Annotated in this window: 23 protein-coding genes; 10 read left to right on the top strand and 13 right to left on the bottom strand. The window is 33.3% G+C overall.

Features of this window, described 5'->3' with window-relative positions:
- The first annotated feature begins 62 nt into the window (after positions 1-62).
- Positions 63-758 (top strand): CoA transferase subunit A, encoded by a 696-nt coding sequence (locus tag FA046_RS15275; protein ID WP_136827400.1) that lies wholly within the window; start codon positions 63-65, stop codon positions 756-758.
- A 104-nt stretch (positions 759-862) separates the two neighbouring features.
- Complete coding sequence (locus tag FA046_RS15270; RefSeq protein ID WP_136827399.1) at positions 863-1,516, top strand: 3-oxoacid CoA-transferase subunit B; 654 nt, start codon at positions 863-865, stop codon at positions 1,514-1,516.
- 5 nt (positions 1,517-1,521) lie between these two features.
- Here the strand turns inward: FA046_RS15270 and FA046_RS15265 are convergent, their stop codons facing one another.
- The 7 genes from FA046_RS15265 to FA046_RS15235 form a co-directional block, all read right to left on the bottom strand.
- On the bottom strand, positions 1,522-2,073 hold the full coding sequence (locus FA046_RS15265; RefSeq protein WP_136827398.1) for a GNAT family N-acetyltransferase: 552 nt from the start codon (positions 2,071-2,073) through the stop codon (positions 1,522-1,524).
- A 136-nt stretch (positions 2,074-2,209) separates the two neighbouring features.
- Complete coding sequence (locus FA046_RS15260; RefSeq protein WP_136827397.1) at positions 2,210-2,524, bottom strand: helix-turn-helix domain-containing protein; 315 nt, start codon at positions 2,522-2,524, stop codon at positions 2,210-2,212.
- On the bottom strand, positions 2,521-2,841 hold the full coding sequence (locus FA046_RS15255) for a type II toxin-antitoxin system RelE/ParE family toxin (RefSeq protein ID WP_225870941.1): 321 nt from the start codon (positions 2,839-2,841) through the stop codon (positions 2,521-2,523). Before FA046_RS15255 ends, FA046_RS15260 begins: the two co-directional genes overlap by 4 nt.
- Before the next feature lie 397 nt (positions 2,842-3,238).
- A complete protein-coding gene (locus FA046_RS15250; RefSeq protein WP_136827396.1) occupies positions 3,239-4,234 on the bottom strand; it encodes a hypothetical protein in 996 nt (331 codons plus the stop codon).
- Positions 4,235-4,698: 464 nt separating this feature from the next.
- Complete coding sequence (locus FA046_RS15245; protein ID WP_136827395.1) at positions 4,699-5,337, bottom strand: uridine kinase family protein; 639 nt, start codon at positions 5,335-5,337, stop codon at positions 4,699-4,701.
- Positions 5,324-6,238, bottom strand: coding sequence for a LysM peptidoglycan-binding domain-containing protein (locus FA046_RS15240; RefSeq protein ID WP_136827460.1), 915 nt, complete (start codon positions 6,236-6,238; stop codon positions 5,324-5,326). The genes FA046_RS15245 and FA046_RS15240 overlap by 14 nt, the downstream gene beginning before the upstream one ends.
- A gap of 33 nt (positions 6,239-6,271) precedes the next feature.
- Positions 6,272-7,021 carry a DUF4905 domain-containing protein gene (locus tag FA046_RS15235; RefSeq protein ID WP_136827394.1) on the bottom strand — a complete coding sequence of 250 codons (750 nt, stop codon included), beginning with the start codon at positions 7,019-7,021 and terminating at the stop codon, positions 6,272-6,274.
- Positions 7,022-7,453: 432 nt separating this feature from the next.
- Between FA046_RS15235 and FA046_RS15230 the strand changes: the two genes are divergently transcribed.
- Entirely contained in the window at positions 7,454-7,936 is a 483-nt protein-coding gene (locus tag FA046_RS15230; RefSeq protein ID WP_136827393.1) for a Dps family protein, read from the top strand.
- 100 nt (positions 7,937-8,036) lie between these two features.
- Here the strand turns inward: FA046_RS15230 and FA046_RS15225 are convergent, their stop codons facing one another.
- Positions 8,037-9,500, bottom strand: a complete 1,464-nt coding sequence (locus FA046_RS15225; RefSeq protein WP_136827392.1) for an OmpP1/FadL family transporter — start codon at positions 9,498-9,500, stop codon at positions 8,037-8,039.
- Between the two features lie 8 nt (positions 9,501-9,508).
- Positions 9,509-10,459 carry a hypothetical protein gene (locus tag FA046_RS15220; protein ID WP_136827391.1) on the bottom strand — a complete coding sequence of 317 codons (951 nt, stop codon included), beginning with the start codon at positions 10,457-10,459 and terminating at the stop codon, positions 9,509-9,511.
- Between the two features lie 97 nt (positions 10,460-10,556).
- Here FA046_RS15220 and proS point away from each other — a divergent pair, with 97 nt between their 5' ends.
- Together proS and FA046_RS15210 are read left to right on the top strand one after the other, a co-directional pair.
- A complete protein-coding gene (proS, locus tag FA046_RS15215) occupies positions 10,557-12,029 on the top strand; it encodes a proline--tRNA ligase (RefSeq protein WP_136827390.1) in 1,473 nt (490 codons plus the stop codon).
- A 153-nt stretch (positions 12,030-12,182) separates the two neighbouring features.
- A complete protein-coding gene (locus tag FA046_RS15210; RefSeq protein WP_136827459.1) occupies positions 12,183-13,322 on the top strand; it encodes a cystathionine gamma-synthase in 1,140 nt (379 codons plus the stop codon).
- Positions 13,323-13,326: 4 nt separating this feature from the next.
- Here FA046_RS15210 and FA046_RS15205 read toward each other — a convergent pair whose 3' ends face one another.
- Positions 13,327-13,806: a DUF4251 domain-containing protein gene (locus FA046_RS15205; protein WP_136827389.1), complete on the bottom strand. Its 480-nt coding sequence runs from the start codon at positions 13,804-13,806 to the stop codon at positions 13,327-13,329.
- Between the two features lie 55 nt (positions 13,807-13,861).
- On the opposite strand from FA046_RS15205, the gene FA046_RS15200 reads away from it, so the two are divergent.
- A complete protein-coding gene (locus FA046_RS15200) occupies positions 13,862-14,746 on the top strand; it encodes a TIGR02757 family protein (protein ID WP_394347371.1) in 885 nt (294 codons plus the stop codon).
- A gap of 146 nt (positions 14,747-14,892) precedes the next feature.
- Here FA046_RS15200 and mgrA read toward each other — a convergent pair whose 3' ends face one another.
- Both mgrA and FA046_RS15190 read right to left on the bottom strand, forming a co-directional pair.
- Entirely contained in the window at positions 14,893-15,882 is a 990-nt protein-coding gene (gene mgrA, locus FA046_RS15195) for an L-glyceraldehyde 3-phosphate reductase (protein WP_136827388.1), read from the bottom strand.
- Between the two features lie 38 nt (positions 15,883-15,920).
- Positions 15,921-16,508: a DUF6992 family protein gene (locus FA046_RS15190; protein WP_136827387.1), complete on the bottom strand. Its 588-nt coding sequence runs from the start codon at positions 16,506-16,508 to the stop codon at positions 15,921-15,923.
- Positions 16,509-16,555: 47 nt separating this feature from the next.
- Between FA046_RS15190 and FA046_RS15185 the strand changes: the two genes are divergently transcribed.
- The 3 genes from FA046_RS15185 (at position 16,556) to trxB (ending at position 20,029) form a co-directional block, all read left to right on the top strand.
- On the top strand, positions 16,556-18,184 hold the full coding sequence (locus FA046_RS15185; RefSeq protein WP_136827386.1) for an acyl-CoA carboxylase subunit beta: 1,629 nt from the start codon (positions 16,556-16,558) through the stop codon (positions 18,182-18,184).
- A 121-nt stretch (positions 18,185-18,305) separates the two neighbouring features.
- Entirely contained in the window at positions 18,306-18,944 is a 639-nt protein-coding gene (locus FA046_RS15180; RefSeq protein ID WP_225870940.1) for a DUF2490 domain-containing protein, read from the top strand.
- A gap of 137 nt (positions 18,945-19,081) precedes the next feature.
- Positions 19,082-20,029 carry a thioredoxin-disulfide reductase gene (gene trxB, locus FA046_RS15175; RefSeq protein WP_136827384.1) on the top strand — a complete coding sequence of 316 codons (948 nt, stop codon included), beginning with the start codon at positions 19,082-19,084 and terminating at the stop codon, positions 20,027-20,029.
- A gap of 54 nt (positions 20,030-20,083) precedes the next feature.
- Here trxB and FA046_RS15170 read toward each other — a convergent pair whose 3' ends face one another.
- Positions 20,084-20,548 (bottom strand): VOC family protein, encoded by a 465-nt coding sequence (locus FA046_RS15170; protein WP_136827383.1) that lies wholly within the window; start codon positions 20,546-20,548, stop codon positions 20,084-20,086.
- Between the two features lie 133 nt (positions 20,549-20,681).
- On the opposite strand from FA046_RS15170, the gene FA046_RS15165 reads away from it, so the two are divergent.
- The gene (locus FA046_RS15165; RefSeq protein ID WP_136827382.1) at positions 20,682-22,991 is read left to right on the top strand and encodes a family 20 glycosylhydrolase; all 2,310 of its coding nucleotides are present in this window, start codon (positions 20,682-20,684) and stop codon (positions 22,989-22,991) included.
- Positions 22,992-22,995: the final 4 nt, after the last annotated feature.

Here is a 22,995-nt window from a genome sequence, read left to right as displayed (position 1 = left end):
GAAGCTTATTTTTTTTGAATGTTTAGCTTAAAATTTACCTTTACATTTAACCAATTATAAATATGAATAAAGTAATAGCTAACGCTGATGTTGCTATTCAAGATATACAGGATGGAATGACCCTGATGCTTGGTGGTTTTGGCTTATGTGGAATTCCCGAAAACTCTATCACTGCTTTAGTGAAAAATGGCGTAAAAAACCTCACTTGTATTTCAAATAATGCAGGTGTTGATGATTTTGGTATCGGCTTAATGCTGCATAAGAAACAGGTAAAGAAAATGATAGCTTCTTATGTTGGCGAAAACGCCGAATTTGAACGTCAGTTATTAAGCGGAGAGTTAGAAGTAGAATTAATCCCTCAAGGCACTTTAGCTACCCGTTGTATGGCCGCAGGTTACGGAATGCCAGCAATTTTTACTCCGGCCGGAGTAGGAACAGAAGTAGCCGAAGGTAAAGAAACAAGGAATTTTAACGGAAAAGACTATTTAATGGAAATGGCTTTTGATGCCGATTTTGCCATTGTAAAAGCTTGGAAAGGCGATACCATGGGGAATTTAATTTATAAATCTACCGCCAGAAATTTTAATCCATTAATGGCTATGGCAGGTAAAATAACCATTGCCGAAGTAGAAGAATTGGTGCCAGCAGGCGAGTTAGATCCCGATCAAATTCATACTCCAGGAATTTATGTACATCGTATTTTTCAAGGATCAAATTATGAAAAACGAATAGAACAAAGAACGTTACGTACTACGTAGGGATAATCCTCGGATTATCCTTTATAAGAGTTACATAGGTAAATAATTTTAAATACATTTTACAAAAGCGGATAATCCAAGGATTATCCCTACAAAACGAAAAAATGCTCGACAAAAACGGAATCGCAAAAAGAATAGCCAAAGAGTTTAAAAACGGAATGTATGTTAATTTAGGAATAGGAATTCCAACTTTGGCGGCAAATTATATCCCGGAAGGAGTAGATGTTGTTTTACAATCTGAAAATGGTTTATTAGGTATGGGTCCGTTTCCTTTTGAAGGGGAAGAAGATGCCGATTTAATTAATGCAGGTAAACAAACCATTACTACTTTGCCAGGTTCGTCAATTTTTGATTCGGCGATGAGTTTTGGAATGATTAGAGCCGGAAAAGTTGATTTAACGGTTTTAGGTGCAATGGAAGTTTCAGAAAATGGCGATATCGCCAACTGGAAAATCCCGGGTAAAATGGTGAAAGGAATGGGTGGAGCAATGGATTTAGTGGCTTCGGCTAAAAATATCATCGTAGCCATGCAACAAGTAAACAAAGCAGGGCAATCTAAATTATTAAAAACCTGTTCTCTGCCTCTTACGGGCGTTCACTGTGTGAAAAGAGTGGTGACCGAGTTAGGCTTTTATCAAATAGAAAATGGCGCTTTTAGATTATTAGAAAGAGCCCCAGGCATAAGCATAGATGAGATTAAAAAAGCAACGGAAGGTAAACTAATTATAGAAGGGGAGATTCCTGAAATGGAGATTTGATAATCTTAATTCTTAGAAGCTGGTTTATTCAACAACCATTCGTTTTTAGACAGACTATAAACGTAATTTAACTTAGGTTCTTCTCCAAAATAAGTCACTTCCTGTTCATCAATTTTTGTAGTTCCTAATCTGCCAATGGCTATTTGCGACCTTACATTATTTGCACCAATATGAAAATTAACTTTTTCTACGAATTGAAAAATATAATCTAACATGATGGTTTTAACCGCATGATTAATCCCTTGTCCCCAACACTCCACAGCATAAAAAGTATAACCAATTAAAATGCTGTTTTCCTGCTCGTTATAATCATAAAAGCGGGTGCTGCCCATTATCGCTCCGTTGCTTTTGTCTACTATTTTAAATGCGCCTTTGCTTTGCATGGCGCCATCAAAAAAGGTTTTAAATACTTCTTTTTTCCAGCGATTTTTGTTGGGGTGTTGTTCCCATATTTTAGGGTCTGAAGCAGTTAGATATAAACCTTCAAAGTCCATATCCTGTAATGGATATAAAATGACTTTTTCATGCTCTAATATGGGTTGGATGTTGATGATCATAAATTGAAATTTTGGAGTCGGAGATTTGAATTTATTATTGAATCCGTGGAGACGCTTTGCTTAACTTTTCGGGCAGAATGGGAGAGGTGTTCTCTGTCAGTTTCAGGCGGACTCGTCCACTCTATTATTAGGCAAATTATTTGCCAACATTGATATTCATATTTGCCAGTTCCACATGTAATTTCACTTTCGCTTTCAAAGCAGAAAAAACCCTCATCAGTGTGTCCATGGTTACATTGCTTGCATTGTTTTCGAGGCGGGAAATTTGAGCTTTCTGAACTCCGATTAACTTTCCAAGTTCTTCTTGAGTCAGGTTGCGTTCTAATCTTGTTTGTTTGATTGCTTTACCTATTAAATCCATTTGAATTTCATACTCAAAAAAATCACGTTCTGGAGTTCCTACTTCCCCTATAATTGTGTCCTGTACTTCGTCTAATGTGTATGTTTTCATTTCTTTTTATTTTTTATTCCTTTTTCAACAAAATATTTTTCTCTAATCTTCAATGCTTTTTGAATTTCATTGTCTGGAACTTTGCTTCGTTTTTTTACAAATCCGTGTGTTGATATAACGAATATTTGATTTTCAGACGTTTTATCCCAAAAGGCAAGAAGTCTATATTGAAATTCTTGATACAACGTTCGGAATTCCCAGATTTCGTTATTTAATTTTTTTAATAGTTCAGAATCTAATTCAACTTGAGATTTTCTAATATTGTATAAGATTTTTTCAGAATGCTTTTTCTGTAAGCTTTTTAAAAATTCGAACACTTCTTATAAAATAATAACCTCAAAAAGTTTGTCCATTCAATCGGATATTTTTCTCTAACAAATATAAAGAAGTTTCGTTAAAAAGAAACTTCTTTATTTGAATAGTAAAATTTTGTGTAGTATATATGGCTTATAACGGTTTTTGTTTAAAAACACAATCTCGTTTAAATGTTCTGTAGAATCAATAAATGTATTTAAAAAACCGAGGACTTTATTTAGTAAGAGTTCACTAACATTGTTTTTAGTAATTTGCTGCTCTATTTTCATTTTAAGATTTCAGTGATCCTGAAAAAGGAACTCTGAAACCAGATTGGGTACAGATAGATAAGTACGGTTTGGGGATTTGCGAAGAAGCGGTTTTAGATGGATAAAATGTTCAATTTATAACAGCTATTCATTATAATTCCGAATGTTGAATTTTTCCCAGAACCCGCTTTTTTGCTACCCCCCCTGTTGAAGGTAGTTTTTTTATTTTATAAAATAATAGAAATGATAATATACTTAACACAATATAAAGACCACCCATTATTCGGTTAAACAACGAATGTTCAGAAATTGTCTTATCAATTTTTAATATTTTATAATCATCATTAAAATCGCTTATATTCTTGTTAATTATTAAATTATCATTTTTTATTGTTACAATATTGTCTTTTTTTGAATACAAAACAGCATTTATTGTGTCTTTTCTATTTAGAACCTCAAATTTTATCTCTTTTTTTGAAGTTAATAAAGATATATTTTCAGGTAATTCAGGACTAAAAAAAATGTAAATGCCTGCTAAAAATGTAAATATTGAAATATATAACATTTTATTCCGCTGTCTCAAATTCCTTTTTTCTCTAATATTTATTTCGCTAAGTTTATCAATTCGATTTATGTCAGTAATTCTAAAATCAAATTCAATTGAGTTGTAAAAATCATCACTTATTTCATCAATTTCAATATTATTTGGAACTTCAATCAAGGATTCAAATTCTATTTTTTCGCCAGCCTTTAATAAATCCCAAGATAATTCTATGGTTGTATCATCCGATTTATTTAATGTTATAGAAGAACCATCTGGTTTCTCATAAACGTTTGTTTCTAGCCATTTATAGTTTTTTTTAGTGTTTAATTGTAAAGGTTTATAAATCCTAGATTTATCTATATCTGTTTTGCCATTATTAATTAAAACACCTTTAAAAAGAATCAAATAGTTTTCAACGATTTCATTATTATATTTAACATCAATTTTTAATCTATTTATATCTTGTTTAAACAAGCTATAACATTCTTTTTTCTCTAAACCTAATGATACTTTCTTGTTAGTTTTTCTTGCAATCCATATACTATAAATTCCGAAAATTAGAGTTAAAATTAAACCAACAATACCTAATATATTTCCTAACATTTTTTGTATTTAGTTTATTTTGTGGTTAATATTATTGCCAATTTGTAATATACATCTAGTTTACTTTCGTAATACACCCGAATTAGCCGTATCACGGAAGTTTTTATTACTCTTATTCTAATCAACAAACTCTATAAATCACCAACAGGGCTATCAAAAATTATAAGAAATTCAATGATTTTGCAGCTTTAATGTGATTCAATTTTAGATGTATGTTTAATAGATCTTTAAAAATAGTATAATTTATTTAACCAACAATATAATTGATACCTAAATTTTAAAGGGTAGGATTATCGCGTTAACGATTGCAGCGGCATCTTTTTTATTTGTGCACTTTTCGGATCTGCGGAGGGGAGAAATAAAAAAATATAGCGGAAAGCGTGTTTAAACGCCCAAAATATTTAATCGAAAGATCTTAATAGACAGTAAAAAGGTAAGAAATATGGGGGTTTCAGCTAAACGCCCTAAATCCCAAGTTTTCCTCTTAATTCTTTAGAAATATCATCGGTAATATCTAAAATGTTTCTTAACTCGTTGGTAGAGTTGTTGATGATTTTATCGCAACGGAAACGGTGAGGCAATAAATATTCGTTATAGGAAGGCATCACGTGGTTATCCCATTTGTAAAGTACATCTTCTTCAGAATAGCCTCTTTCTAATAAATCTCTGCTCAACCTTCTTTCTAAAGCAATTTCAACAGCGGCATCCATAAATATGCGGTAATCAAAAAGCTGATCGATATGTTGATAATGATAAATAAATAAACCTTCTATAATTAAAATAGGAGCGGGCTTAATTTCTAACAATTTTGGAATTGCCGTTGGATTATTAAAAGTATATTCTTGCTTGTAAACGGTTTTAAAATCCATCAAATCGTTCACGTCATTTTGAAACTGGTTAACTTCTATACAAGTAGGTAAATCAAAATTGTGTAAGCGATTTTCCTCGGCAGTCATTTCGCCTACTTTAATGTAATAGTCGTCTTGCGAAACTAAACAAACTTCATCTGCAGAAAAATGATTTAAAAAGCAGTTTAAAAAAAACGTTTTACCAGATCCGCTACCACCGGCAACGCCAATTACATAAGGTTTACTGTTGCTCATTCGGTATGCCGAAGGTTATGTTTACTAAAAATCTTTTATCTAAAGCGCCAATAGCATCGGCAGTAGCTTTGGTGATCACAATAATCACGTCTTTTGTGGTTTCATTTTCTGTATAGCGGCCAACCACTTTTGCAAACACACTTCTGTTAGACATTGGGTTAGTGATTTTTACAATGGTACCCACAGGTGCAGTTTTATGCAAAGCATAACTTTTAGTAGCGTCTAAGTTATTATCATCAATCCAAACGGCTAAACCTTTATCATTTACTTCGGTAATTCCGTATCTGTTTTTAGGGATTTCTATATTTGGTTGAGAATCTGTAGAATCTAAATATTTTATTTTACTCACCGGAACCTCAGGAACACGCTCTTTAACTTTTGGCTTCTCTACTAAAATGGCCTTGCCAGAATTATTGGTTTCTACGGTGCGAGTTAAACTTACTTCATCGTTAGGCGTAACCTTTAAAGTTTGGCCAACGCTCAAGGAATTTGTTTTTAAACCATTCAATAATTTAATATCATCAACCCTCATATTGTATTTGCTGGCAATGGCGTAAAGCGTTTCGCCGGGTTGTACTTTATGATTAATTTGTTTAGCAGGTTTTTCTGTTTTATTTGGAGATGAAAAGCTCACCGGCTTATCATTAAAATTTTGTTGAGTAGGTATTTTTATAGTTTCTGATGGGTGCAAAGCTGTATTTTTGTTAAACTCCATAATACTTTGAGGGCTAACGTTATAGCGGCGACCCAAAGAATAATAAGTTTCTTTTGCTTCAATTTTATGTAAGATAATTTTTTTTCCGTTTAAGTTTTCTATCCCTGTAGAGTCTCTGCCATCTCTTGAAAATGCTTGTGTTGATGAAAATATTACTAATAAAAAAAGAAGAGTTTTATAATTCATAAAATGAGATTTGTTCATTTAAAAATTTTGCAATTATACTAAATAACTCACAATTTCTGATTTGTTTTTAATGTAAACCAGTTTGCCAAGCCACACAAAGAACGTATCGATGCTCAATTTTTGTATATCTGCATTTAATAAATCCTCAAAGATGAGGTCCTCATTTTTATAAACCTGTAGGTATTGGTTGGTTTTATCAGCTTCATTTTTATAAACACTTATAATTTTTAAATCATGATAAATGAGCTGATGCTGGGTGTCCCAAATTTCTGTAGAAGCGATAAGTTCTGGCAAAAAGATTTGATTACTAATAGATTGAGTTTGGTATAGATCTTTTAATTGCAATTTGGATATCAACTCACCATTTTTATAGTGAAGCAATTGGAATGCTCTGGGAAAAATTTTAGCATCAAATACTACGACTCCTTCTTTAGTAAATTGTTGAACGCTTACGCTGAAATTTTGCCAAAGTATTTTATTTTCTTTAAGATCTAAAGCGATAATTCCTTTATGAACCGGAGAAAACTCGTTTTCAAAACCATGAAAATAAGCAATGCCAGCATTAACAAAATCTAATCCTAACAGCCAATCTTCTTCAAACTTAAAGTTTTGGAGTAAATGAGTTTGGGTCGAAAAATTGTAAGCGTAAAAAGAAACCTTTTTATCTAAAGTTCTATTTTCCCAGGCTAGGGTTTGCGTAGCATCATCTAGTTTTATTTTCCATATCATTTCTTCGGGTTTACCCGAAAATAAAACAAAGGTTTTTTTTGTATTGATGCTCATTGTTTCAAAAGTAATAAATCCCAAAATAAGCAAGAGGTATTAATGCCAAACATGGAGAATTATTTTATTTTTTAAAAAGATTTATCTTTTTTGCTCTGTGACCTCTGATTCTCTGTGGTTATAAATAAAGCGCCAATTTAAAGTTTAATTAAGTTTTTTATGCATAGTGATATAATATTAACCACGGAGGACGCGGAGATTACAGAGCTAAATGATTATAATCTATAAAATGAAAAGCAATATAATAATGTGTGGAAGCAGATAGCTCATCAAATTTCTTTATCACTTAATTTTTTGGTTTACAATTCTACTTTAAGATGATGTATTAAATTAATATTTATTGATAGTGGAACAGATATTGCACTATTTTAATTCGGTTTTATCTATTTAGAAAAGCAAATAATAAATTTTAACCAAATTAAAACTCAAAATATGAGCACAGTTAACAAAATAGGATTAGAGGATAAAAAAGTAATTGAATTGGTAGATCATTTAAATCTATTATTGGCAAATTATCAAATTCATTATCAAAAAGTTAGAGGTTGCCACTGGAATGTAAGAGGGCATAATTTTTTTAATTTACATGTGAAATTTGAAGAACTTTATGATAATGCACAACTTACTATTGATGAATTGGCAGAAAGAGTACTCACTTTAGGAAAATCTCCTTATAGTACTTATGCAGATTATATTGAACTTTCTGAAATTAAGGAAATTAAAACAGAAGGATTACCAGCAGAAAAAATGGTAGAAGCTATTTTAGACGATTTTAAAAAGCTTATTGTAATGGAAAGAGAAGTGATAGAAAACGCTACTGATAATGCTGGAGATGAAGGAACCGCTGATATGATTATTGGTTTCTTGAGATTTAAAGAAAAAACATCATGGATGTTAAGAGCTTGGGTGGGAAAATAATTTAGAAGAGATCGATGATTATCAATCTCTTTTAAATAGAAAAACCTAAATTTTAAAGATTAATCTCTAAAATTTAGGTTTTTTTTATGCGTTGATTTTTTTAAAATCTTACTCCAAAAGTTAAAGCAACACTATTATTTCTGGTTTCAATAGTTGAAACTGGTTCAGAGGAATCTGATAGCGAATAATTGCTGTAAAATAATTTGTTATTAGAATTGATAATAGACATATCTAAATAATAAGCTCCAAATCTATACCCAAAACCACCAGAATAAGCGCTAATTTCAAAATCTTTATTATTTAAGTTTTTGTAAGGATTGCCAGTTAATTGATAACCTACTCTCAAAAGTAAATTAGGCTGAATTCTATATTCTCCGCCCACACTGTAGTTAATTGCGTTTTTATAAGTTTGCTTAATATCAGTATTGGTATTTAAATCTGTTCGTGAATCAGAAGAAGTAAATTGAATAGATGAATAGTCTACAAAGCCTAAATCAGCACTAATAAACCCTTTATCTCCAAAAAAGTAAGATATACCGCCGTTTAATTTAGTGGGTGTTCTCAATTGGTATTCAAAAGGGTAATCATCTGTGCCGTTAATGTTATCTAAAGGATTATTTAATTCTTCCGAGTAATTATCAGTTACGGTATACCATGTTGGCGATTCAAATGCTAAACCAATTCTAAGCGTACTTACTGGTTTTAAAATCATTCCTAATTTTAAGTTGATGCCAGAACCATCGGTATTAAAATTTCTATTATAATTTACATCATAATCAAAGTTATTGCCATTAAAAGCATAAAGGCCAACTTCATTGGTCATTTCTGTAGAGGTAAATTTAAACGATGATAAACCTAAGCTTGCGCCTAAAAAAACGGTATTACTTACATTAGCACCTAAGGTAAAATCAATACTAGAACTTCCACCTGTTCTATCAACAGATTGAATTTGTTCTGAATTTGTTGATGTATTTGGAACGTAACGAGTAGGATTAGCACTGGTAGCTTCAATTAAAAATGAATCATAAGCTGCGCCATTTACCGCTGAAGTTAAATTAGATTGGGTGGCATTTTCGCTTGAAGCTGTTTCGGCAAAATAGTCACCTAATCCATTTAAATTGGTAGTTCCGGCATACATAAAATCGTTTCTAAAAGCACTTTTCTTTTGATACCCAATTCCAAAATTTAAGCTTAACAATCCTTTATTTAAATCACCTTTTTTATAAGTTTTTGCATGGAAAACAACACCTGCATTATTTAAATCAACATTGCTGCTGCTGCCAGATGTATTTTTGCTATTAAAAGTAATATCGTTGTTTCTGAGTTTTAAACTCGGCGTAAAGCTAAATTCTGATTTTGAGAACATTCCTAAACCAGCAGGATTTCCGTACAAAGAACTCAAATCTCCACCAATGGCAGATTTATATCCTCCAATAGCATCCATCCTTGCAGTACTACTGTTTTGAAACTGCGAAAATCTTAAAGCATCGGCTAAATATTGAGCGTAAGTAGTTTGAGTAGCTATTACTGTAATAACCACTAATAAAGTTTTTTTTAAATTCATTTATAGTTTTAGTTGCCGCCAGGTCTAGTTGGTCTTGGTGAAGATGAACCTCCTGAACTTGATGAACCTGAAGATGATCTACCCGAATCACTACCTTGTGATGGTGGTGGCGTATAGGTTGGTCTTTCTGTTCTTGTTGGTCTACTGCTTTCAGTAGTTGGTGATTGTTGTACAGGTGTTCTGGTTGGTCTGGTGGTAGTGGATCCACTTCCATTCGGATTTCTAGTTCCTGTTGTAGAAACAGCTCCATTAGAGCCATTACTGCTATTTCTTACCGGACGGGTTGTTGGATAAGGGATGCTATTTCCAGTAGAGTTTCCTGTTCTGTTATCATAACTTCCGTTTGGTCTTGGAGTATTTGGTCTGTTACTGTAACTAGGATTTCCATAATAACCGTTAGATCCTCCGTAACCATAACCGCCACCATAGTTTCCGTAATAACCTGGTCTGTAATAAGAATACATTCCTCCGTAAGGAGAGTTGCCGTAAAAAGAACCAAAATTATTCCAACCGTTAAAATTATTAAAGTTATTGTATCCGTAAAAAGGAGATCCATTAAAATTATTATAGCCGTAAAATGGAGAACCAAAATTAAAACCTAAAGACCAACCATTGTTAAAGCCAGAGAAGTTGTTAGAAGAAAAGAATGGATCGTAACCGTAGTTAAAGTTGTTCCTATAATAATGATCTCTCCAGGCGTAATTATTTCTTACGTCGTAAAAATCTAACCTAGAATTAGTTACATCTTCGTAATAATCATTATCTGAATAACCATTACGATCGTTGTAATTGTCTTTTACAGCAGGTGCCGAAACGTATACAGCGCTATTAGCAGATACATCTGAAAAATAAACATCATCATTATTATCTGTTGCAACTTTTACAGTAGAACAAGCACTTATAGCAATTGCTAAAAAGCCCAGTGAAAACATTTGAGGAGTAAATTTAACTTTCATCATATTATTAGGTTTTTCGGCTAAAGCTTTAATCTTTAAAATTTATAACTTTGACCAAGTTTATATTATTTAAAAATACAAAAATTATTCCAAATAAATCATGAGTAAAGGCTTAACCAGTAGATCAGAGGATTATTCGCAATGGTATAACGAATTAGTTACAAAAGCAGACCTTGCAGAGCATTCTTCTGTAAGAGGATGTATGGTAATTAAACCCTACGGCTACTCTATTTGGGAAAAGATACAAGGTGTTTTAGATCAAAAATTCAAGGATACTGGTCACAGTAATGCATATTTCCCTTTATTTATTCCAAAATCTTTCTTTTCTAAAGAAGCGTCTCACGTTGATGGTTTTGCTACGGAATGTGCTGTAGTTACTCATTATAGATTAAAAAACGATGGTAATGGAAATATTATTGTTGATGAAGACGCCAAGTTAGAAGAGGAATTAATTGTAAGACCAACCTCAGAAACCATCATTTGGAACACTTATAAAGGATGGATACAATCTTACAGAGATTTACCTTTATTAATTAACCAATGGGCAAACGTAGTACGTTGGGAGATGAGAACCAGATTGTTTTTAAGAACCACTGAGTTTTTATGGCAAGAAGGGCATACCGCACATGCAACTTCAGATGAGGCCGTTGCAGAAGCAGAACAAATGTTAGAAGTATATGCAGATTTTGCCGAAAATTGGATGGCGATGCCAGTGATAAAAGGTAAAAAAACAGCTAATGAGCGCTTTGCAGGGGCTTTAGATACCTTATGTATTGAAGCTTTGATGCAAGACGGAAAAGCATTACAAGCTGGTACTTCACACTTTTTAGGACAGAATTTCGCCAAAGCTTTTGATGTAAAGTTTACCAGCAAAGAAGGAAAACAAGAGCATGTTTGGGCTACTTCTTGGGGGGTTTCTACCCGATTGATGGGCGCTTTAATTATGGCACATTCAGATGATCAAGGGTTGGTTTTGCCTCCAAAATTAGCTCCAATTCAAGTGGTAATTGTTCCTATTTACAAAGGTGATGAAGAGTTAGCTAAAATTTCTGAAGCAGTAAATTTGATTACCACAGCATTAAAAGCCAAAGGAATTTCTTTTAAATATGACAATAGAGACACACAAAGACCTGGTTTTAAATTTGCCGAATATGAGCTAAAAGGAGTTCCAATAAGATTGGCCATTGGCGGAAGAGATTTAGAAAGTAATACCATTGAAGTAGCCAGAAGAGATACGCGTACAAAAGAAACCTTATCTAGAGATGGAATTGCAGATGCTATTGAAAACTTGTTAGAAGAAATTCAAACTAGCATTTACAATAAAGCGCATACTTTTAGAACCGAGATGACCACAAAAGTGGATTCTTATGAGGAGTTTAAAAAAGTTTTAAATGAAAAAGGCGGATTTATTGCCGCTCATTGGGATGGAACTTCTGAAACTGAAGCCAGAATTAAAGAAGAAACAAAAGCCACCATTAGATGTATTCCTTTAGATAATGCGCTAGAAGATGGTGTATGTATGGTGACAGGTAAGCCATCAACACAAAGAGTTATTTTTGCTTTAGCTTATTAAAAAGCCTCACCCAAACCCTCTCCAAAGGAGAGAGCTTTACCTTTAGAAGGGATTTAATTAAATAAAAATTTGATGATGAATAAAAATCAAAACGAAAATACAGATAACACACAAACTACTCCCTCTCCTTTGGAGAGGGTTGGGGTGAGGCCTCTGGGCTTTGGAACCAAAGCCATACATGCTGGTCAAGAGCCAGACCCAACAACAGGAGCAGTAATGACTCCAATTTATCAAACTTCTACTTACTGGCAAAAAACGCCAGGAGACAATAAAGGTTATGAGTATTCAAGAGGAACTAATCCTACTCGTAAAGCTTTAGAAGATTGTTTGGCCGCTTTAGAAAACGCAAAATATGGTTTGGCTTTTTCTAGCGGAATGGGTGCTACAGATGCCGTAATGAAACTGTTGATGCCAGGCGATGAAGTGATTACTGGTAACGATTTATACGGTGGTTCTTATCGTATTTTCACCAAGGTTTTTGCTAATTATGGTATCAAATTTCATTTTATTGATTTAACAAATCCCGAAAATATTCATCAGTACCTAAATGAAAAAACGAAGCTGATTTGGTTAGAAACACCAACCAATCCAATGATGCAAATTATTGATATTGAAGCGGTTTCAAAAATTGCTAAAAGTAAAAATGTAATATTGGCTGTTGACAATACCTTTGCTTCGCCATACTTACAAAACCCTATAGATTTAGGTGCTGATATCGTCATGCACTCGGTAACCAAATATATTGGTGGTCACTCTGATGTGGTAATGGGCGCTTTGTTATTGAATGATGAAGACCTGTACAAAAAACTTTGGTTTATATACAATGCTTGTGGCGCAACTCCCGGTCCGCAAGATTCTTTTCTTGTTTTAAGAGGAATAAAAACCCTTCATTTAAGAATGAAAGCACATTGTGAAAACGGAGAAAAAATAGCTCATTTCTTAAAGAATCATCCAAAAATAGAGAAGATTTATTGGCCAGGATTTACAGATCACCCTAACCATGATGTGGCTAAAAAACAAATGAGAGGTTTTGGTGGGATGATTTCTATTGTTTTAAAAGATGCGGATTTAGCTGAAACTTTTAGAATTTCAGGAAATTTTAAGGTATTTACATTAGCCGAATCTTTAGGAGGTGTGGAGTCTTTAATTAATCACCCTGCAACCATGACTCATGGTTCCATCCCTAAAGAAGAAAGAGAAAAAGTTGGCGTAGTAGATAACCTTTTGCGTTTAAGTGTAGGAGTAGAAGATGTAGATGATTTAATTGACGATTTAAAATCGGCGTTAAGTTAAAAAATCAACGTTTTACTATTACTCCATTAAAATTGATAGGATCTCTATAATTACTGGAAACATTTAAACTAGCGTATCCACTGGCGGAAATGTTGAGGTACAGTCTTGTTGCTTTATCTGTTTTTTTAGGAATAATAGTGATTTCATAGCTTCCGTCGGTATTTGATTTTTTATCATAAGTAAAATCTGTAGTGATAAATTCTATGGCATTATTGGTTCCACCGTATGGCGCTTGTGTAGCCACTCCAAAATAGGGAAGAAAACAATTGATACTATCAGGCGAAACAGTTAAAGTATATTCAGAAGTAAGCTGTACGGCAGTCATTCTCATGGGAAGCGCTTGTTGAGCAATAAATTTAAAACTGTTCGCTTTTAAAATTTTTGTGATTTCGCTCTTGTTTTCTTCCTTTTCTTTTTGTGTTAAACACGATAGGAGGAAAGTGCTTAAAAAAGCTAAAAAGAGAATTTTGGATATATTTTTCATAGTAAGTGTAATTTATAAAATATCATTCTTAAAAAGGATGATTTAAAACAAAACGTTGAATATTAAATTAAATTTTGAAGATTTAAAGGCATTTTTAGATGCAAAAGTGATACAATATAACCAGCCCGGTTTTATCACCAATGATCCTGTTTGTATTCCTCATTTGTTTACAAATAAACAGGATATCGAAATTATGGGCTTTTGGAGCGCTATGTTGGCTTGGGGTCAACGAGTCACCATCATTAATAAATGTAAAGAGCTTATTGCTTTAATGGATGGCGCTCCTCATGATTTTATTATGAACCATCAGGATACTGATTTAAAAAAGCTGCTAAATTTTAAACACCGAACTTTTAACGCTACAGACACTTTATATTTCATTCATTTCTTCAGGCATCATTATTCAAGTTTTGATTCTTTAGAAGATGCTTTTTTGCCTTTTAAAAACGATGAAATCTTTAGAGACGATTTTAAAGAAACATTATCAAATGCATCTTCAAAAAAGCAATTAAAAAGTGAGGTTTGCTTTGCGCCGATGTTTTTGCAGCCAACTATCGAAGGAAACTTAAATTATTTTAGATCTTATTTTTTCTCTTTGCCAGATTTTCCTCACAGAACCATCAAGCATGTTTCATCACCTCAGCAAAAATCTACTTGTAAACGTTTAAATATGTTTTTAAGATGGATGGTGAGGAATGATGAAAATGGTGTAGATTTTGGAATTTGGAATAGAATAAGTCCAGCCCAGTTAATTTGCCCTTGCGATTTACATGTAGACAGAGTTGCCAGAAAACTAGGAATCATTTCAAGGAAACAAACCGATTGGCAAACTGCTTTAGAATTAACAGAAAACCTAAGACAATTTGATCCTCAAGATCCAGTAAAGTATGATTTCGCTTTATTTGGATTAGGAATTGAAGAAAAATTTCAGTTTAGTTAGTTTTTTGTCATTCTGAATTTATTTCAGAATCTTATAATTTAGCCACTAATCACAAATCTTTGCCAATTATTCAGTATTTGAAACGTAGGGATAACCCTCGGGTTATCCTAAAATAATTGTTATAAAGGATAATCCGAGGGTTATCCCTACAATAAAATTTTCTCAATAGCTTCTAACTCAGTTTTATCAAAATCTAAATGATCTAAAGATTTTAAAGAATCAGCCAATTGTGCTGGTCTGCTTGCGCCAACCAAAACTGTTGTAATTCTATTATCTTTTAACAGCCAAGCTATAGCCATTTGTGCTAAAGTTTGATTTCTGCCTTTGGCAATTGTATTTAATTTTCTAACCTTTTCAATTTTATCTGGCGTAGCATATTGCTCATTTAAAAAGCCATGTGGTTTTGCCCATCTAGAATCTTCTGGAATTCCTTTTAAATATTTATCGGTAAGTAAACCTTGTGCTAATGGAGAAAATGGAATGCATCCTACTTTTTGCTCTTCTAAAGCATCTAGCAAACTTTCTTCTACCCAACGCTCAAACATAGAATACTTTGGTTGATGAATAAGGCATGGAGTTCCTAAATCTTTTAAAATGGCAACAGCCTTGTTAAATTCTGGCGTTTGATAATTACTTAAACCAATATAAAGCGCTTTCCCTTGGCGTACAATTAAATCTAAAGCAGCCATAGTTTCTTCTAAAGGCGTATCAGGATCTGGTCTGTGATGATAAAATATATCAACATAGTCTAATTGCATTCTTTTTAAGCTTTGATCCAAACTAGAAACCAAATATTTTTTAGAACCCCACTCGCCATAAGGACCTTCCCACATGTGGTAGCCTGCTTTTGTACTAATAATTAACTCATCACGATAAGGCAAAAAATCTTTTTTAAGTATTAATCCAAAATTCTCTTCAGCTGACCCCGGTGGCGGACCATAATTATTAGCTAAGTCAAAATGAGTAATGCCGCTATCAAAAGCTAAATGTAAAATTGCTCTGTAATTCTCGTAAACATCAACTCCGCCGAAGTTATGCCAAAGCCCCAAAGAAATTTCAGGTAATTTAATTCCGCTGTTTCCGCAACGGCGATAATTCATATATTGATATCTCTCAGGATTTGGACTATAGTTCATGCCTTAAAATTATAAATTATCATATTCAATTAAAATTTTTAATTCAGTTTATAAAGTATTCCTACCTGTTTTCCATCAAAATTAAAACTCATTTGATTTAAAAATTTGTCGAAACCTTTTCCGTTTTTTTGATGAATAGCATACATTGCTCCATCAAAAACTAACAGAAAAGCACCTTGCAAAATCAAAGATTGACCGTAACCTTTTAATCTATCTGATGATTTTCTTATTCCACGTTCGTTTAAAAACAAACCTGTTGCCATATAACCTACATCTAAACCCGCATTTAAAAGCAGTATTTTTTCTATTTTTTGTTGATCGTGAATACTTTGTGCGAAACTCAACTGTTCTTTCAAATCAGCTTTAGCGCCAAAATATCCGGCTGTAGCCAAGCCTAAATTCACCACATTCCACATCACATTCATTTGGTTAAAGTATTTCTTTTTACCTGAGGAGTTAAAATAAGCTAAGCCTCCAATAGTTAAATTGGTTAAAGCCCAGCCGCCTAAAACTTTCATCCCGTTTGAATTGATATGAATTCTTTTCTCGTTGATTTTCTGATATTTATCTTGAGAAAATGCAGGTGTAGCAAATACAATAAGTATAAAAAAGATAAATTTTTTCATGATATTGATGATTTAATAATGATGTAATTAGCTTAATTTGTACCCGTATGGATATTGAATTTAACAAGAACGAAGATATTAACAAACAACTTGTATATGAGTTGAAGACTAAACTTAAAAAAGTTTTTTTAGGTGGAGGAGAAAAGGCCGCAGCAAAACAAAAGGAAAAAGGTAAAATGCTGGCAAGGGAAAGGGTTAAGTTTTTGATTGATGATGATAAACCCTTTTTAGAAATTGGTGCTTTTACTGCCGATGGCATGTATGAAAAGGAGGGTGGTTGCCCATCTGCAGGAGTAATAGCTGGTATTGGTTATGTAAGCGGCAAGCAATGTATGATAGTTGCCAATGATGCTACTGTTAAAGCTGGAGCTTGGTTTCCAATGACAGCCAAAAAGAATTTGCGAGCACAGGAAATAGCCATGGAAAACAGATTGCCTACCATCTATTTGGTAGATTCTGCAGGAGTTTATTTGCCCATGCAAGATGAAATTTTCCCTGATAAAGAACATTTTGGTCGAATTTTTAGAAATAACGCCATCATGAGTTCTGAAGGGATTGTACAAATTGCAGCCATTATGGGTTCTTGTGTTGCTGGTGGAGCGTATTTGCCCATCATGAGTGATGAAGCCATGATTGTTGATGGAACAGGTTCTGTTTTCTTAGCAGGATCTTATTTGGTGAAATCCGCAATTGGCGAAAATGTAGATAATGAGACATTAGGCGGAGCAACTACACATTGTGAAATTTCTGGGGTTACAGATTATAAGCATCCAAATGATACGGCTTGTTTAGAATCTATTAAAAGTATAATGAGTAAAATTGGATCAGCAGAAAATGCTGGTTTTAATAGAGTAAAATCGGTTTTACCAAAAAGAAAGCCCGAAGATATTTATGGTATTTTGCCTGAAAACAGAGAAAAGCAATATGATATGCATGAGCTTTTAGATTGTATGATTGATGCTGGCAGTTTAGACGAATATAAAGCAGGTTACGGGCAAAGTATTGTTTGTGGTTTAGCCAGAATTGATGGTTGGGCGGTTGGTATTGTAGCCAATCAACGTAAAGTGGTAAAATCTAAAAAAGGCGAATTGCAGTTTGGTGGGGTAATCTATTCAGATTCGGCCGATAAAGCCACTCGTTTTATTATGAACTGTAATCAGAAGAAAATTCCTTTGGTTTTCCTTCAGGATGTTACCGGTTTTATGGTTGGATCCAGATCAGAACATGGCGGAATTATAAAAGATGGAGCTAAAATGGTAAATGCAGTAGCCAATTCTGTAGTTCCAAAATTTACTATTGTGATTGGAAATTCTTACGGAGCTGGAAATTATGCCATGTGTGGTAAAGCTTATGATCCAAGGTTAATATTTGCTTGGCCAAGTGCCAAAATTGCGGTAATGAGCGGTGCTTCGGCAGGTAAAACTTTATGGCAAATTCAGTCTGCAAGTATGAAAAAAGCAGGAGTAGAGATAACCAAAGAAGAAGAAGATAAGCAAATAAAAGCCATAACAGACCAATATGATGCACAAACAACACCTTATTATGCCGCATCTAGATTATGGGTGGATGGGATTATAGATCCAATGGAAACTCGCAAAGTGATTTCTATGGGTATTGAGGCTGCAAATCAATCTCCAATTAAAAAAAGATTTAATGTAGGCATGATTCAAACTTAGAATTGATTTATTTTGCAGCTTAATCAGATATAATTATAAAATGATTTTGAATACGAATAAATTTTTTTCTTGGCTTTTCATTTTTATGGCTCTTGGTGTTCTTTCGGTCAAGGCACAAAATGTGAATCAACAATCTGCTTGGCTAGCATTTTTTCATAGTCAGAAATTGTCAAACAAAACAGGTTTGCATTTAGATGCCCAGTTTAGATCGGCTGATGATTTGGCTTACGTCAGAAATGTTTTAATCAGACCAGGCTTCACTTATTTTTTTGACGATAAAAAGAATGCTACGGTAGGCTATGCATTTATCTTAACTAATTTAGGTCCGGCTATTAATAATGATTTAATTGAGCATAGAATTTGGCAACAGTTTATCATTACCACACCTATTGGTAAAATACCTTTGGTAAATAGATTTAGATTAGAGCAAAGATTTATAGAAACTAACACCTCAGATATTTTTTCTCAGAGGATAAGATACTTTGCTAGGGCAGTTATTCCTTTTAAAAAGCAAGAAACCAATAAATTTAGTAAAGGCGCTTTCTTAGCTTTACAAAATGAAGTGTTCTTAAATATCCAAAATAAAGATCTACTTAATAATAAGGTTTTTGATCAAAACAGAACTTATTTAGCTTTAGGTTATCGATTAAACGAGAGTATGGATTTAGAAACAGGTTACTTAAATCAACATATTAAAGGTACTGCCAATTCCACCACAAATCATGTTTTGCAATTGGCTTTATATACCAGATTCAAATAAAATTCAGTTAAAAATAATACAGTTAAAGTTCAGTTTATCATCACAAAGAAATAATACCGCATTTTCTAAATAAACAGAAACATTATTTTTGCGATGCTTTTATTGAAAGCTTACATTTGATTACAAATATTACCAAAATGACAGAAGAATTAGAACACGTTCATTGCTTAATCATAGGTTCGGGACCAGCAGGATACACGGCAGCAATATACGCAGCCAGAGCAGATTTAAAACCATTAATGATCACCGGAATGCAAATGGGCGGTCAATTAACAGAAACCACTGATGTTGAAAATTATCCGGGATACCCAGCAGGTGTGATGGGACCAGAAATGATGGAGGATTTTAGAAAACAAGCCGAACGTTTTGGTACAGAAATTCGCTTTGGATATGTTTCAGCAGTAGATTTCTCAGGTCCGGTTCATAAAGTGATAGTTGATGATACCAAAACTATTTTAGCCGATACCGTAATTATCTCTACAGGTGCATCAGCCAAATGGTTGGGTTTGCCATCCGAAGAGAAATATAATGGTTTTGGTGTTTCTGCTTGTGCAGTTTGTGATGGTTTTTTCTTTAAAAATCAAGATGTAGTGATTGTTGGAGCAGGAGATACCGCAGCAGAAGAGGCAACCTATTTGGCAAAACTTTGTAAAAAAGTAACCATGTTGGTTCGTAGAGATGAGTTTAGAGCTTCAAAAGCAATGGTTCATCGTGTGTTAAGCACTCCAAATATTGAAATTTTGTATAACACAGATACCAAAGAAATTTTAGGAGATGGAAAATCTGTAACTGGCGTTAAAGTGGTTAATAACGTAACAAATGAAGAACATGATATTCCGGCAACAGGCTTTTTTGTAGCCATTGGCCACAAACCTAATACCGATATTTTTAAAGATTGGTTGGCAATGGATGAAGTAGGTTACTTAATTACTAAGCCAGATAGCACATCTACAGATATTGAAGGTGTTTTTGTTTGTGGAGACGCTCAAGATAAAATTTATCGTCAAGCAGTTACTGCCGCTGGTACAGGTTGTATGGCTGCTTTAGAAGCTGAACGCTATTTAGCCGCTAAAGAATATGCTTAATAATTAGCTAAATGCAACTGAATAAATAAGAAAAGCAGATTAATTCCGCTTTTCTTATTTATGATCGTTATTAACCTCTATCCAATATCCATCTGGGTCTTGAAAATAAATTTGCTTAATTCCATCAGGTCTAAGGGTTACAGCATTACGCTCTCCAGCCCAATTGCTATATTCAATTTTGTTATGTTCAAGATTTTTAATGTAATCTTCCATAGAAATCACGCTAAAGCAAATATGCGAGCTTCTTAAATGTTTAACCTCTTTTTCGGCTCCAGAAATTACGTGAAACTGACCCAAGTTGCCTAAACTAAACCAAGTATGTTTGCCATCTTTAAAAGGCTCGGGTATGATTTCTAAGCCAATAATTTCTTTATAAAATTTTGTGCTTTCATTTAAATCATAAACAGAAATTGCAATGTGGTTAAGTACCGGACTTATTTTTTGTTGAGCAATAGCATTAGAATTTTTCATAAATAATACAAGAATAAAAATAGAGATGATTTTAAAAATAACTTTCATTGTTTTTTGAAATTGTTTAATTATTGAAAATAGGTAGCTTAACTTAAAAAGCATTTTAAATTTGTAAAACTTTGTTTATGATGATTCTTCGCATTTATATTTTTATAGATTTGAAATAAAAGCTTCAAAATTCATGCGGTCATTAATATTCATCTTCATTATTCTTAATGCTATTTCAGTTTCGGCACAATCTACTGATATAAATTTAGGAATTATTCCGGCGCCAAAATCAATCTCCTTACAATCAGGTTATTTTGTTTTGAGTTCTCAAACCGCTTTGCAATATGAAACAGAGGCTGATAAGAAAATTGCAGAATTTTTTAAAGATTTAGTAAAGGAAAAAGAAGGCTTTGATTTAGTGGTTGCTAAGAACTTTATTCAAGCACCTCAAAGTGTAATTTCTTTTAATTCTGCTGGTTCAACAAATTCTTCAGAAGAAGCTTATACATTAAAAGTCAATTCAAATAACATTCAGCTGTTAGGAAAAGAGAAGGGCGTTTTTTATGCCATGCAAACCCTTTCGCAATTGTATTTGAATAATTTAGAAAATCATCAAATTCCTCAATGTGAAATTATTGACGAACCCAGATACGCTTATCGTGGTTTGCATTTAGATGTTGGTCGTCATTTTTTCTCTATCGATTTTATCAAAAAATACATTGATTTTATGGCTGTTTACAAGCTTAATAACTTTCATTGGCATTTAACAGAAGATCAAGGATGGCGAATTGAGATTAAAAAATATCCAAAACTCACAGAAATTGGCGCATATAGAGCCCAAACTGTGGTAGGAAATTATCATGATAGAATGCCACAATGGTTTGATGGGAACAAGTATGGTGGGTATTATACACAAGAGCAAATAAAAGAAGTGGTGGCTTACGCCGATAAAAAATACATCAACATTATTCCAGAAATTGAAATGCCCGGACATTCATTAGCGGCTTTATCTGCTTATCCTGAATTGGCTTGTGGCGATAATCCTGGTCCGTTTAAAGCTGCAGAAAAATGGGGTGTATTTCCTGAGATTTATTGCGCAGGCAAAGAGCATACTTTTGAGTTTTTAGAAGATGTTTTAACAGAAGTAATGGCATTATTTCCATCAAAATATATTCACATTGGTGGAGATGAAGCGCCAAAAACTGCTTGGAAAACTTGCTCCTATTGCCAAAAAAGAATTAAAAACGAAAAATTAAGAAACGAAAACGAATTACAATCTTATTTTATTCATAGAATAGAGAAATTTGTAAATAAAAATGGGAGATCTATTATTGGTTGGGATGAAATTTTAGAAGGAGGATTAGCTCCAAATGCCACGGTAATGAGTTGGCAAACAACTGCGGGAGGCATTGCTGCCGCAAAACAAAAGCACAATGTGATCATGACACCAAGTAATATGGGAGTTTATTTAGATCATGTGCAAGGGAGGTCAGATCAAGAACCGGTTACCATTGGCGGAGAAGGTAAAATTTCTAAAATATATGCTTATGATCCTACACCATCCGGTTTAACCGAAACAGAAAAAAAGTATATTTTAGGTGTGCAAGCCAACATGTGGACAGAATATATGCCAACTGCGGCAAAAGTAGAATACATGTTATTGCCACGTATAATGGCTGTTTCAGAAATTGCTTGGACAACATTAGAAAGAAAAGACTTTAAGAATTTTAATGAAAACAGAGTGCCATTACATTTGAGTTTATTAGATCAAACTAAAACTATGTATCGTGTGCCAGAAGCTATTGGCGCTAAAGACACTTCTATTATAGTTAACGGCGAGTATTTTTTTGATTTTAAGCCTTCAGTAAAAGGAGCTCAAATTTATTATACCATAGACGGTTATATGCCTGATGAAACCACTTCCCTTTACACACAGCCTTTTGGTGTGAAAGTGCCAAAAGGAGAATCTAGATATGTTAAATCAAGAGTAATTACGCCATCGGGTAAACGCAGTGTGGTAACAACAACGTGGCTTATTAACAGAGATACTTTACCGTCTTATCCTTCTGAAATTGCAAAAAAATCCGGATCTTTAAAATACTATTATGTACCGGGTAAATTTAGTAATACCTCAGAAATTGATACTGCTTTAGCCACTCAAAAAGGTTTAGCATCACAAATTTCTTTTACTAAAGTGGCGGGTAAAGCAAGGGAGTATGGCTTGGTATTTACAGGATTTATTAACGTTAATGAGAGTGCAAATTTTGAGTTTTCTCTTTACAGCGATGATGGTAGTAAATTATATATCGATGATCAATTAATTATTGATAATGATGGAAAACATTCTAGATATGAAAGAGCGGCAGGCGTACTGTTAAAATCTGGTTTGCATAAAATAAAAGTAGCTTATTTTGATGATGGACCGGGTTCTACTTTAAGGGTATCTGTTAAAGGAACCGACGGTATAAAAATAGAAATTCCATCAGTGATGTTATCTAACTAAAAAT

Source organism: Pedobacter cryophilus (assembly GCF_005116455.1).
GTDB lineage: Bacteria > Bacteroidota > Bacteroidia > Sphingobacteriales > Sphingobacteriaceae > Pseudopedobacter > Pseudopedobacter cryophilum.
Note: the sequence above shows the minus strand (reverse complement) of the source record. Positions and strands in the feature narration are given on the sequence as shown.